This window comes from Longilinea arvoryzae (assembly GCF_001050235.1).
Classification (GTDB): domain Bacteria; phylum Chloroflexota; class Anaerolineae; order Anaerolineales; family Anaerolineaceae; genus Longilinea; species Longilinea arvoryzae.
In genome coordinates, this window is sequence record NZ_DF967972.1 from 3,595,551 (window position 1) to 3,608,523 (window position 12,973).

12 protein-coding genes are annotated in these 12,973 nt (G+C 57.3%); 6 read left to right on the forward strand and 6 right to left on the reverse strand.

Annotation, left to right across the window (positions count from 1 at the left end):
- Positions 1–14: 14 nt before the first annotated feature.
- From LARV_RS16140 to glpX, 3 genes are read left to right on the forward strand one after another with little or no spacing between them, the layout of a single operon-like run.
- The gene (locus tag LARV_RS16140; RefSeq protein WP_075074605.1) at positions 15–758 is read left to right on the forward strand and encodes an isoprenyl transferase; all 744 of its coding nucleotides are present in this window, start codon (positions 15–17) and stop codon (positions 756–758) included.
- Between the two features lie 10 nt (positions 759–768).
- Positions 769–1,575 (forward strand): phosphatidate cytidylyltransferase, encoded by an 807-nt coding sequence (locus LARV_RS16145; protein WP_075074606.1) that lies wholly within the window; start codon positions 769–771, stop codon positions 1,573–1,575.
- Positions 1,576–1,630: 55 nt separating this feature from the next.
- Positions 1,631–2,617, forward strand: coding sequence for a class II fructose-bisphosphatase (gene glpX / locus LARV_RS16150; protein ID WP_075074607.1), 987 nt, complete (start codon positions 1,631–1,633; stop codon positions 2,615–2,617).
- Between the two features lie 80 nt (positions 2,618–2,697).
- On the opposite strand, the gene LARV_RS16155 is transcribed toward glpX, so the two are convergent.
- The 5 genes from LARV_RS16155 to LARV_RS16175 all read right to left on the reverse strand — a co-directional run bounded on the left by LARV_RS16155 (position 2,698) and on the right by LARV_RS16175 (position 6,657).
- Complete coding sequence (locus LARV_RS16155) at positions 2,698–3,420, reverse strand: SIMPL domain-containing protein (protein WP_075074608.1); 723 nt, start codon at positions 3,418–3,420, stop codon at positions 2,698–2,700.
- 119 nt (positions 3,421–3,539) lie between these two features.
- On the reverse strand, positions 3,540–4,607 hold the full coding sequence (locus LARV_RS16160) for a LiaF transmembrane domain-containing protein (protein ID WP_075074609.1): 1,068 nt from the start codon (positions 4,605–4,607) through the stop codon (positions 3,540–3,542).
- A gap of 38 nt (positions 4,608–4,645) precedes the next feature.
- Positions 4,646–5,284: a hypothetical protein gene (locus LARV_RS16165; protein WP_075074610.1), complete on the reverse strand. Its 639-nt coding sequence runs from the start codon at positions 5,282–5,284 to the stop codon at positions 4,646–4,648.
- Positions 5,285–5,323: 39 nt separating this feature from the next.
- Complete coding sequence (locus LARV_RS16170; RefSeq protein ID WP_075074611.1) at positions 5,324–6,121, reverse strand: LiaF transmembrane domain-containing protein; 798 nt, start codon at positions 6,119–6,121, stop codon at positions 5,324–5,326.
- A 29-nt stretch (positions 6,122–6,150) separates the two neighbouring features.
- Positions 6,151–6,657, reverse strand: coding sequence for a hypothetical protein (locus LARV_RS16175; protein ID WP_075074612.1), 507 nt, complete (start codon positions 6,655–6,657; stop codon positions 6,151–6,153).
- Between the two features lie 309 nt (positions 6,658–6,966).
- On the opposite strand from LARV_RS16175, the gene LARV_RS16180 reads away from it, so the two are divergent.
- The 3 genes from LARV_RS16180 to LARV_RS16190 all read left to right on the forward strand — a co-directional run bounded on the left by LARV_RS16180 (position 6,967) and on the right by LARV_RS16190 (position 11,205).
- Positions 6,967–7,872 carry a cation diffusion facilitator family transporter gene (locus LARV_RS16180; protein WP_075074613.1) on the forward strand — a complete coding sequence of 302 codons (906 nt, stop codon included), beginning with the start codon at positions 6,967–6,969 and terminating at the stop codon, positions 7,870–7,872.
- 310 nt (positions 7,873–8,182) lie between these two features.
- Positions 8,183–10,489 carry a hypothetical protein gene (locus LARV_RS16185; protein WP_075074614.1) on the forward strand — a complete coding sequence of 769 codons (2,307 nt, stop codon included), beginning with the start codon at positions 8,183–8,185 and terminating at the stop codon, positions 10,487–10,489.
- Positions 10,486–11,205: a Type 1 glutamine amidotransferase-like domain-containing protein gene (locus LARV_RS16190; protein ID WP_075074615.1), complete on the forward strand. Its 720-nt coding sequence runs from the start codon at positions 10,486–10,488 to the stop codon at positions 11,203–11,205. Before LARV_RS16185 ends, LARV_RS16190 begins: the two co-directional genes overlap by 4 nt.
- Here LARV_RS16190 and polX read toward each other — a convergent pair.
- Positions 11,202–12,935 (reverse strand): DNA polymerase/3'-5' exonuclease PolX, encoded by a 1,734-nt coding sequence (polX, locus tag LARV_RS16195; protein WP_075074616.1) that lies wholly within the window; start codon positions 12,933–12,935, stop codon positions 11,202–11,204. The two genes, LARV_RS16190 and polX, sit on opposite strands and share 4 nt — an antisense overlap.
- Between the last annotated feature and the right edge of the window lie 38 nt (positions 12,936–12,973).

The following is a 12,973-nucleotide window of genomic DNA, read 5'->3' on the forward strand; positions in this document are numbered from 1 at the left end:
TTCCTATTCGTTCGATGGACCAATCCCAACCCTCCAATTCGTCTGCTGATCTACCAGCCAAAACCCCTACGCATATTGCCATCATCATGGATGGAAATGGTCGTTGGGCGGCAGCCCGTGGCCTTCCACGACTGGCGGGTCATCGCGCCGGCACCGAAAACTTGCGCCGCGTGATCCGAGCATGTGTGGAGTTTGGAATCCAGTATCTGACCATTTATGCGTTTTCCACTGAAAACTGGGGCCGTCCCAGCGATGAGGTGGAAGGCCTGATGCATATCCTTTCCGAAGTCATCGATAACGAACTCGAAGAATTGAACAGTGAAGGCGTCCAGATCCGCCACATCGGTCGCATCGACCGCATGGAAGAGGATGTGCGCAATAAAGTTCTTCATGCGGTCGAGGTGACCCGCCTCAATCACCGCCTGGTGTTATCCGTAGCCTGGAATTACGGCGGGCGCGATGAAATCGTCTACGCCATCCAACGCATGATCGCGGATGGGAAACGCCCCGACGAGATCGATGATGAACTGATTGCCCAGTACCTGTTTACGGCCGGCATGCCGGATCCCGATCTGGTCATCCGCACCTCCGGAGAAATGCGCGTCAGCAATTTCCTGACCTGGCAATCGGTCTATTCGGAATGGTACTTCACCCCAACTCTGTGGCCTGATTTCGACAAAGAAGAGTTGCGGAAAGCGCTCGAGGTTTACAGCCAACGCGATCGGCGTTTTGGCCGGTTATCCACTACTGGGTGTTAAAGGGGGCCTGATGTTAACCCAACGCCTGTTGGTAGCAATCCTGATGATTCCGATCGGCGTGACATTTATCGCGTTGGGCGGGTGGCCATTTGCGTTATTGATCATGGCCGTGATGGGTGTGGCTGCCTGGGAATACTGGCGCATCTTCAAGACCGGCGGATATTCAGCCTCGGCGGCGCTGGTGGTGGGTGGGACGGCAATACTCGTCCTCACCCGTTTTTTATTGGGCTTCCGTGAAGCGGATGCCGTACTGGCCGGGCTAGTCCTGGCCAGTCTGGTGCTCCACACCTTCCTCCACGAGAACGGCTCCGATCATTCGGCTACCGATTTTGCTATAACCATTTCCGGCCTTCTATACATCGGTTGGTTGGGTAGTTATATGGTTTCGTTGCGCAACCTGCCCGACGGCCTGTGGTGGACTCTGTTGGTCGTTCCAGGCACAGGCCTGGCGGATGCAGGCGCTTATTTCGTAGGCAGTCACCTGGGCAAGCACCCGCTTGCGCCGCGCGTCAGTCCCAAGAAAACCTGGGAAGGTTATATCGGTGGAATCGTCATTGGCTCCCTGGGGTGCGCTTTGATGGGTGCATTATGGGGTATCATGACCCCTGCCATCACGCCGCTGCGGGGTTTGATTTTGGGCTTCGTGCTTTCCACGCTAAGTATTTTGGGCGACCTGGGGGAGAGCATGATCAAGCGACAGTTCAACGTCAAGGACTCAAGCCATCTCCTCCCGGGGCATGGCGGCATCTTCGATCGGATCGATTCCTGGTTATGGGCCGCCCCCATTGGGTTCTATCTGATCCTCTGGTTGTGGTAATTCTGGCAATCCCGATGCCAGTTGATTCCTTATCATCTATCCCTGAGGAGGCGAAATGATCCACTCTAAGCCAACGCGTAACCTGGCGCTCGATTTGGTGCGTGTGACCGAGGCAGCCGCGCTGGCCGCCGGTCGATTTATGGGTCGCGGTGACAAGAATGCTGCCGACAAGGCTTCGGTCGATGCCATGCGCCTGGTATTGAACGAGGTCGAAATGGACGGCATCATCGTCATCGGCGAAGGCGAGAAAGACGAAGCGCCCATGTTGTATAATGGCGAGCACCTGGGAACCGGCGAACCACCCCAGGTTGATATCGCCGTGGACCCCATCGATGGCACCCGCCCGTTGGCGCACGGCCAATATAACTCACTCTCGACGGTAGCACTGTCCCCGCGCGGAACGATGTTCAATCCGGGTCCTTTCGTGTACATGAATAAAATCGCGGTTGGCCCTGAAGCGCGGGATGTAATCGACATCGACGCTTCCGTGGAAGATAACCTGAAGGCCGTCGCCCGCGCCAAAGGAATGGATGTCAACGACGTGACCGTCGTCATCCTTGACCGCCCGCGGCATGAGAAACTGATTTCCGAAGTCCGCCGGTTGGGGGCTCGTATTCGCCTGATTCCGGATGGGGATGTAGCCGGCGCCTTGATGACTTCCATGCCCGAAACCGGCATCGACATTCTGATGGGCATCGGCGGCACTCCCGAAGGCGTCCTGGCAGCCTGCGCGCTGCGCTGTCTGGGTGGGAATATGCAGGGCAAGATCTACCCGCGCAACGACGTGGAACGCCAGAAGGGCATCGAATTGGGCTACGATCTCGATAAAGTGCTCAAGCTGGAAGACCTGGTCTCTTCCGAAGACACTTTCTTCGCCGCTACGGGTATCACGGGCGGTGAACTTCTGCACGGCGTTTCATACACCGGCGCTGGCGCAACCACCGACAGCATCGTAATGCGCGGGTTGACTGGAACCGTCCGGCGGATCATGGCGCAACACCGCTTTGCCAAACTTAGCCGCATTAGCGCAATCAATTATTAGAAAAGATTATCTGTACTTATCAAAACAGCGCTGACCTTGAATCAGCGCTGTTTTGATTATTGAAATGGACTCTGTTCGGGTTACTTGATCTCGTACGCTACGCTGGCGTCCGCAGTGATCAGCAACTGGCCGGCGGCTACCGGCACCTGGCCTGACGCCGCTGACATGGCAGCGCCGCCCTTGCCTTCGTAGACAGTCACGGGTGAACTCGAATTGTAGACGCTCACCGAAATGAGTTTCCCCAGTTCGACGCCCGAAACTTTGGCGACCTCGCCGGCGCGGGACTGGGCATCCTTGATGGCCAGTTCGCGAGCCTGGGCTTCGATGGTCGTGCGATCAGCGACGTCGAAGGAAATTCCGTTGATGCTGTTCGCGCCTGAGCGAACGACCGCATCCAGCACCTGGCCGAGCTTGCTCAAATCGCGCAGGGTCACGTTGACCGTGTTTTCGACCACATATTGGATCTCGGTCGGCTGTCCGTTTGGGTCGTAGTTCTGCTGCGGATAGACGTTGAAGGCGCTCGTCTGGATGTCCTGATCCGCCACGCCCAGTTCTTTAAGCTGCGAGGCGATATCTGCGGCTTTGGTATTGCTCTGATTGAGGGAATCACTCAGGCTGGCCGTCTGGACATGCACACCGACATAGATATAAGCTAAATCCGGCACGATGTAGACTTTGCCCTGGCCCGAAGCGTTCAACTGCCGCGGATAGGGATTGAACGAATTCGCTGCCGTCGGCGCGCAGGCGCTCAACAGACTGGCAACGAGGATAACGATCACGCCGAAGATAAAGTACTTTTTCATTGTTCTTCTCCTGATTTATCGATTATTTCCAAGACGAATCTTACAGGAAAAAGTTCCCGGAGGATAAAAAAAGCAGGCAGCAATTTGATTCGCTGCCTGCAATTCTATTCAGATGAGCCTTAGGGTAAATATTCGATCTTGACCGCGCCGAATACGTCCTCAAGGGTCAACACGATGTCGGCGTTACCATTTGCGGCACCCGGGGAATAGACCCGGTCCTCTTCCTTTACGAAATCCTGTGGAATGTTCTTACCCACCAGCACAGTGTCCAGGATAAATTCGACGGATGTGCCCCGCGGAACGCGAATCACAAGCTCGCCGAAGATCACGCCGGCCTTGCCATTCAACTCGCCATTCTCGGGCAGGATAAGGGTGGATTGTCCAAAGATGGTTTCTGTTTTCAGGTCTGTGATCTTCAGGTTTTGAAGATCGAGGTCTTGTTTGCCGGCGATCAAGGTCAGATCGAGATCGGTCGAGATGGAGTTGTTGATCTTGAGCTCGGTCTGGTTGCCCTCATAATTTCCGATCAACGGAATGTGGTTATATGGCGCGGGTTCCAGCACATAACGCCCCTCGCCCCCGCTGACGGAGTAGCTTTCGTTGACCTTCGCCTGTCTGGGTAACATCACCGTGCCTTGGATCAACTGGTCTGCTTCCGCGTCTCCCGAGATGTTGACATCCCCGGAAAGGAAGGTCATTTTCATCGATGCGCTTTGAGCGCCTTCCAGGGGCTGGCTGATATCCACCGGTGTGGTCCCAGTGCTGCCGGGCCCGACAAAGCCGATCCAGATCATGCCTGCGACCAGCGCCACGGCCAGGACCACCACCACAATGCCACCCAGGGCTGAAGAGCGGCCCTGCATCATCAAATCCAATCCGGCGGCCACAATGATCACCGGCCACAGGCGCAGCAGCAGGTCCAGACCGCTCCACGGGAGCGCGTTAAAGTTACCGGCCAGCAAAACGCCGCCCAGACCCAGCATGATCACCGCCCCGACCCAGCTCTTGCCCTGATAAATCTGGTCCAATCCGCCCAGAATGAACAAGAGCGGCCAATATCTGGCTACATAGTCCCACAGATTCCCTGAAAGTGCATTCAGGTTGGTCAACAACAATACAATGCCAACCGCCACCAACATCAGCGGCCAAAAAATGCTATGACGGGTATGGGATTGATTTTCTGCCATCGTACACGCTCGCTTTCTGCCTTAATTCTCAAGGCGCCTTACTTTTTCATCGCCCGCCACACCAGCAGCAAACCGCCGCCGATCAGCAAAACCGCCCAGACCACACTGGTGACCTTGAAGGAGGATACCAGAACGATCAACGCAATAACCGCCAGAGCGGTCGCAGGATACCAGGCCCAGGTTAATTTTCGGCCGGTCGCGCGTTCGGGCAGCAACGCCACCATTGCAAAAGTCGCCGCCATGCCACCCAGAAAAACCCAGCCGCTGTCGAAATTATGAATATTATCCAGCACGCTAACCAGGGCCAGGGTAGCCATCACCCCGGCCGGAATCAACGCCCACCAGTTTAACGGGCTGAGCGCGTAAACGGCGAAAAAAGCCGCGCTGATGCCGCCCAGGATGATCAGGCCGCTGATCCATTCCGCCGCATTCGGAGCGAAAGAATCCAGGATAATCGCCGCGCCAATGCCCAGCAGGACGATGCCCGGAATTGCCGCCCACCAGCGGCTGCGGTCTTGAAACACCACGTACAGGAAACCGATGCCAGCCGCGGCGAACAAGGCTCCCCAGATGACCCCGGTATTCTCGAACCCGGTCAGGGTTTGCAACAGCGCCAGAGCGCCCACCAACACCAGCAAAACCCCAACCAAAACACGCCAAGAATTTGGATTTTTCATTTCGATCTCCTTTTTCCCTCGCATCCGAAACTTCCGGGGTTACCGGATTTCAATCCCGCCCATACCGGCTTCGATCTCGATATCGACTTTATTCGCCGCGCTGTCGAAATCCGGAGATTGGTAAACATCGCCGTTTTGCGGAAAACGGAGTGTGTTGACCTTGCTGCCCGAAATTCCGGTGTGCAGGCTGATCCGGGCGGCCACATCCTGGGGAACATTGAATTCCAGCGAAGCCATGCCGGCTTTGGCCATCACGCGAGTTGCGCCAGCCTTCGCCGGCAGGGTGACTTTGGTCGAACTGGCGCCGGTTTCGATGCGCAGTTCTTTGACCTGGGTGTCGCTCAAATCGAGCGTGGTCTCACCCGCGCCGGTGTGAAAGTTCAAGCGCATGGGTAAATCGCGATTTACCGACAGGTTCCAGATGAAACCTTTGAAATCGGTGCTCGGAAAAGGAATCCCGAAGCTGACTTTTTGCATGGAAAGCGCCGCGGAAAGGATGCCGCCGTTGTGGGCGATCTCTTTATCGACCCCACCCGTGATCGTGCCGCTGAGAAGTTCACCCGGCAAATTCGCTGAATTCACGTTCAGGCGTCCCGCGCCATGCTCGAAACGAACTTCCGCCTCACTGGCGCCTTCCAATGGAATTGAAATCGATTCTTCGGTCCAATCGCGTCTGTACAGTCGCGGTCCCATTAAGAACCAGACGCCCGCCAGGATCAGGAAAATCGCCCAAAAAACCGGCCAGAAGTTGAAGACGAAGATATTCAACGTGTTCAACAACAGCAAAAGCCCGGCCAGTAAAACAACCACCCCCCAGAAGAAACTACTGCGTCGCATCGCTTACTCCTTGATCAACGAATGAAATGCTACTTGCGCCAGAACGCTCGGACCAACAGCCATAAACCGGCCACGATGACCAACGCCGGCCAATAGGGTCCAAGCCAGGTCAAACCGCCAAAAAATGAGGCAAAAATGACGAACAAAAGCAGGCTGGCGGCAATGGTGTTCAACCCACGGCCTATGCGGCCGCGTTCGCTGTTGAGCAAGCCGGCCAGCACCTCACCCACTCCGGCGCCGCCCGGGATCAGGGTCCAGGCATAGGACCAGGAGAGATGGCTGCCGGCCGTTTCGGTGGCCAGGATAATTCCACCCACACTGGCGATCACACATCCAGGCACCATCAGATTGCCGTCCCGCGTGATCAGCCCGACCAGCAGCAAGAGACCCCCTGCTCCGATGACAATCATCGAACCCGTCGAAAAAAGCTGCGCCCAATTGCGCAACGCCGGAAATAACTGAACGGCCAGCAGCCACAAACCAACGAGCAATACGATCAAGCCGAAAGCCAACCTTGAACGTTGTTTGGATTCCATTTCGAATATTCCCTTTCAGTTGAATTTAGCCGCCCCCCAGGAATGCTAAGGCGCTTTAATCTGCTACATAGATCTACGTTGGTGGCTCGACAAAGTTGCTGCGCTTCAATTACTTTACCAACATTCAAGGCAAATGTGCACTGGACAAAAGTAGAGAATGCCACTATCTAAATTAATAGCAAATCTTACAATAAACTAACGCGTTATGTGATATACTACGCGCTATTAATTTGCGACGAACATCCTTTACAAGGATGATATAAGTTTGCAACGATCGTCTGTAGATCAAGTAGAGGAAGACTAAAGTAAATGCGTTGGGTTCGTGATTACAAACCAGAACCAGAGAAAGGAAGACTCTTTCGCCGGGCGTTGATCATTACGCTTGCCGGTAATATTGTGCTGGCCGTCACCAAGGCGATTGCAGCCAGATTATCTGGGAGCGCAGCGCTGTTCGCGGATGCCGCCAATTCGGTATCCGATGTGGCGTATTCCGTCATGATGGTCCTGGGGCTCTGGATGGCTCAAAGACCGCCAGATATCGGCCACCCGCAAGGCCACAGCCGGTTCGAACCGCTGGTGGGCTTGATGGTGACCTTCTCGATGGCCTTCGCGGGCTACGAGGCGGCCCGGAATTCGATCGAGCGTTTCGTGGTAGGCGGTGAAACGATCCAGATGGGGTTGCCCGTCTTCGTCCTTTTGTTCGCTGCGGCGGTCAAAGCCGGCATGTTCGGTTCCATTCGCAGCATCGCCAAAAAAGTTGACAGCCCCACCCTCTCGACCACCGCCGCAGACAACCTGAGCGATGTGCTCACCTCGGCCGCGGCCTTTGTTGGCATTCTCGGTTCATCCCTGTGGCCGGTGTTGGATCCAATCGCCGGTATCGTCGTGGCAGTATGGATCTTCCGGGCAGTCTATAACGCCGGCAAGGAAAACCTGAAATTCCTGACCGGGGCAGGCGCATCCGAAGAGACCCGCCAACAGATCGTCGAGGTCGCCGAAAAGGTCCCGGGCGTCCTGCGCGTTCACCACATGATGACCGATTATGTAGGCCCCAAACTCGTGATCGAACTGCATGTCAACATGGACGGCGCGATGACGCTGAGCGAGGCCCACCTGGTCTCGGATGAAATTACCCGCCGTCTGCAGGAATTGCCGGATGTGGATCGAGCCTACGTTCATATCGAACCGGACGGTTGGGAAGACGAAAAGCCGTAACAGCCTTTTACTTGTAAACATCCTGGCTGCTGCTATTCCGACCCGTGAGGTTTGAATAGTGGCAGCCAGTCTTTTTTCACTGACCTTCATCAATCCGGCAAGGTAGGTTTGGAAAGGGGACTGGTGGTCCTGAAAGCCGTCCATTTCGGAGACTCGCTCGCTGTCCCCTGAAAATCAAAGCCACTGGGCTTTGGATCAGCCGCCGACCTGGCACAGTACTTGCTGCGATTAAACCTGCCTGGCAAACATCCCCGGGCTTTGATGTATAATCACTTCAACTTGCACAAAAAGACCGGATTGGACCACCACCTTGTTTGATCTTCTTTTCAATCCACTCTCTCTGGCTGCAGGCCAGGAACAAACCAGTCTGCCCGGATTGTTCATTTCGCAGTCGCCCCGCAAAGCGTCTCGCAATCGCAGCGGCGACATCCTGCTGATTCTGCTTGGCCTGGACGGCAATTCCCCGCTGCCGGCGCCTGCGCTGGAGAATCTGCTGCTGCAAACTGCCGAGGTCTACTACCGCTCGCAGCATTCGGTTACCGCCGGATTGCGCGAAGCTGCCGATTCCCTGAACGAATTTCTGCTCAACCGCAATCTGAAGAGCGCCCGCGAGGGTTTGCAGGCCGCCGGTCGGCTTACCTTGCTGTCCATCCATCACGATCAGGTTTTACTGGCGCAGGCGGGGCCGACCCGCAGTTTCGTCGTCTCCAATTCCGGCGTCGAAGAATTTTCCGACACCAGTATTGGGCGCGGTTTGGGCCTCAGCCGCACCACAACGCTCCGTTTTTACCAGCCGAATTTCGAACCGGGTGACCTGCTGTTGGTCAGCCCCAATCCACCCGCAACCTGGATCCCGGCCACGCTTGCCAGCATCAACAAATTGGGCAGCGAAGCGCTTCGCCGGCGGTTGGTGGCGCAGAGCGGCCCTGATTTGCAGGCGGTCATCCTTCAGGTCCAGCCGGGACGGGGCGACGTTCGCCCACTGCGAAAACTGGCGCCCCAAAGCGCCGATGCGGTCGAATCCAACCCGATTCCATCCAGCGCGCCGGCCGTAAGCATGCCTTCCCAGCCTTTCGAAAGTCTTGAACCGATCGCGCCGATCGCCCGGGAAGAGTTCATTCCACCCGAAGCCGTGGAATTGCCCGCTGAGCAACCCCGCGTACCTCAGACGCCCCCTGCGCCTGCTGAACGAAAACCGCCGCAGCCTTCTTCTGCAACCCACGAGCCAGCCTTCACGCCCCGCCCAACTCGTACACGCCGTTCCGCCGGGCAGGCACAAACTCTCAATCCTGAAACCCGCCGCCGCCTGGCCAAAGCCTGGAAGGGTTACGGCGCATTCAAATCCCGGATCGGCCAGGGTTTGAAGACCTTTGCCAAACGGGTCTTGCCCGGAAATGGCGAGCCGGGCGGCCTTTCGACCTCTTCCATGCTTTTCATCGCCCTGATCATTCCGCTGGTGGTGGTTGCCCTGGCGATGACAGTCTATTTCCGCAGCGGCCGCAGCGAGCAACATACCGCCTACCTGGAACAGGCTCAAAAATTCATTCAGCAGGCCAGCCAGCAAAACGATGCCGCCTTGCAGCGCGCCAGTTGGGAGCAGGCTCTTTACTGGGTCAAGCAGGCTGAAAACTACGGCCAAACGGAAGAATCGCTTGCTTATCGCAAGCAGGTGCAGGCAGCCCTTGATTCGATGGACGGGATCAGCCGTCTGGAGCTGCAACCCGCCCTGGCCGGTGGTTTTGGCACTCCGGTCAACATTACCCGCATCGTCACCTCGAACACAGACCTTTACCTGCTCGATTCCAGCCAGGGACGCATCCTGCGGCTCTTCATGACCGGTCAGGGGTATGAGGTCGATTCTGAATTTGATTGTTCGCCCGGTGAAAAGGGTTCGGTCATTATTCGCCCGCTTGTCGATCTGGTCGCTGTGCCGCTGACCAATTCTTACAAGGCCACCGTGATGGGTATCGATGACACCGGCAACCTGCTGCTTTGCGGGCCTGGCGTCACGGCATCCAATCAGACCACGCTGACCCCGCCCGACAATGGTTGGGGCAAGATTGTCGCCATTGCCTACAGTCAAAACGTGCTGTATGTCTTGGACAGCGTCAACAACGCAGTCTGGCGTTACGATGGCACAGATCTGGTCTTCCCGGATATGCCGCGCCTGTTCTTCGATCGCGAAGTCCCGGTCATGGCCGATGCCACAGATCTGACCGTGTACCAGGATGATCTTTACGTCTTGCACCAATCCGGCCAGATGAGCCGCTGCACCTACAGCAATTTTGATTTCTCGCCTACACGCTGCACCGACCCCGCGCCCTATGAAGATTCCCGTTCCGGGCGCGACTCCAATCCGACCTCCTTCAGCGACGCTCAATTCTTACAGCTTCAGGTCACCCAGCCCCCGGAAGCTTCGCTGTATATTCTGGACAGCAAGAAAGGCCCGGCCATCTACCAGTTCAGCCTCCAGCTCTACCTGGCCAAAGTGATGCGCCCGGCGGTGAATAGCGATTTCAGCTTACCCGAACAGGATGTAACCGCTTTTGCCATCACGCCCAGCCGTCTGACGGTCCTGGCCTTTGGCAACCAGCTTTATTACGCAACTCTGCCATGAGTCCGAACTTAACAGTGCACCTGCCGGGGCCCGGATTGCTGGCCCTGGTTGGCAGCGGGGAATATCTGCCCGGCATGCAGCCCGTGGACCGTTGGCTGATGGAATGGCTGGATCGACCGGTGAATGTGGTCTGTCTGCCCACCGCGGCTGGCACCGAAGGCAATGAACGCCTGGATTACTGGAACCACCTGGGTGTGGAGCATTTTCGAAACCTTGGAGCCGCCAGCGTGAATGCCCTGCCGGTGATCGATCGCAGCTCTGCGGAAAACGCCGCCTTCGCGGATCAAATTCGCGCCGCCAACTTGATCTATCTTTCTGGCGGAAAACCGGCCTATTTGCATGCCACGCTCGCGAATACAGTGGTCTGGCAGGCGATCGAAGCGGTGCTGGCGAACGGCGGAGTTATCGCCGGTTGCAGCGCAGGCGCGATGATTTTTGGCGACCGCATTCCGCGAGCGCGCAGCCCGTTCGAGTGGGGACCTGCCTTTGGCTATTTACCCGGCTGTCTGATCATGCCCCATTTCGATGAACTGCCGCCGTTTTTGAAAAGCGCCATCCCGTGGGTGGTGCAGCGAAATTTGCTGGTCGGCATCGAAGGATATACAGCTCTGATCTGCGTGCAGTCGGGTTTTCAGGTGCGCGGCCGCGGCGGCGTCACACTGGCAACCCAACATCAGCGCAATCGCTATTGCCAGGGAGATACCCTGCCCGCTTAATGGGTCTTCCTGCCCCGATTTTGCAACCAGGCAAGCAATTTTTCAGGCGGCCAGGTATTGATGATTTGTTCCGGTTCCAACCAGGCGCGCCGCGCCGCGCTGATGCCGTATTCGATCAAATCCAGTTGATCGGGAGCATGCGCGTCGGTGTTCAGGCTGAGTGGAATGCCCATCTCGGCCGCGCGCCGGGCATAGACTTCATCCAGATCCAGGCGCGCCGGATGCGCATTGATCTCCAACGCCACACCGGTTTCGCGGGCCGCGGCCAGCACTCGTTCCCAATCCAGATCAGCGCCCTCCCGGTTGGGCAGCAGCCGGCCGGAGGGATGCCCGATCACGTCCACATTGGGGTTACGCATAGCGCGCAGCAGCCGTTCGGTGATCTGTTCGCGGGGCTGCCGCAGGCTGGAATGCAGCGATGCCACCACCACGTCCAGTTCGGCCAGCACTTCATCCTCATAATCCAGGCTGCCGTCGGCGTGAATTTCCACCTCGGCGCCCTGCAGCAGGCGCAGTGAATCACCCATTTTTTCCTGCACGCTCTCGATCTCGGCGCGCCGCTCGTGCAATTTCTCCACCGACATCCCGCCCGCCACGCCCAACCCGCCGGAATGGTCGCTGATGGCCAGCACCTTCAACCCGCGTTCCCGGGCAGCGGCAGCCATTTCAGCGATGGTCGCCGCGCCGTCGCTCCAGGTGGAATGCACGTGTAAATCGGCCTTGAGATCCGAGCGCACCAGCAGGTGAGGCAGTTTTCCGGCCAGGGCGGCCGCGATTTCACCTCGATCTTCGCGCAGTTCGGGGGGAATCCAGGGCAGTCCCAATGCGGCGTAAACGCCCTTCTCATCGGCATAGGTTTGCTCGCTGCCGTCTGCCCGGCTGATCGACTGTTCGGAGAGGGAGAGGCCTTTCTTCTGGGCCAATTCGCGCAGGCGGACGTTATGTTCCTTGGATCCGGTGACGAACTGAAGCAGCGTTCCAAACCGCTCCGGGGGTTGTATCCAGAGCTGAATATTCAGCCCCCCGGCGGCTTCGATGCTGGATTTATTCTCGCCCTGCCCCGCAATCCGCTGCACTTCAGGGTGGTGGATAAAAGCGTCCATGATGGGTTTGGGGTCGCGCGCCGCCGCCACGAAATCCAGGTCGCCGATGGTGATTTTCCGCCGGCGCAGGCTGCCGGCGGCTTCGGCCTGCTCCACCCCGGGTAATTTTCGCAGCCATTCCACCCAGCGTATCGCAATCGGCAGCGCCACGCCGATCGAGAGGCGTTTGCTGCGCCGCGCCAGCGCTTCCAATCCGGAGATAATTCTGGCTTCAGATTTTTCGCCCATGCCGGGTAATCCGCGCAGTTTCCCGGCGCGGGCCGCAGCCTCCAGTTCGGCCAGGGTGGTGATGCCGCCCTTTTTCCAGAACATGGCGGCCTTCTTGGGGCCGATATCCGGCACCTTGAGCAGGTCGACCAGCGTGGGCGGTACTTCCTGCTCCAACTTCAGCAGGAAATTCAGCTTTCCAGTCGTCAGAAGCTCGTCGATCTTTTCGGCAATGGCTTTGCCAACCCCGGGAATGTCCAGCAGTTTTCCTTCGCGATGGATTGCTTCCACATCCGCGCCCAGGTTGCGGATGCTGTCGGCTGCTTTGCGGTAAGCCAGGGTTTTGTAAATAATCTCGCCCTTGATCTCGGAGAGATCGGCAATACGCTCGAATATGGCGGCAACCTCTTCATTATTCATGGTTTTATTATACACATCCGCTAAATCGGGAGATTCGG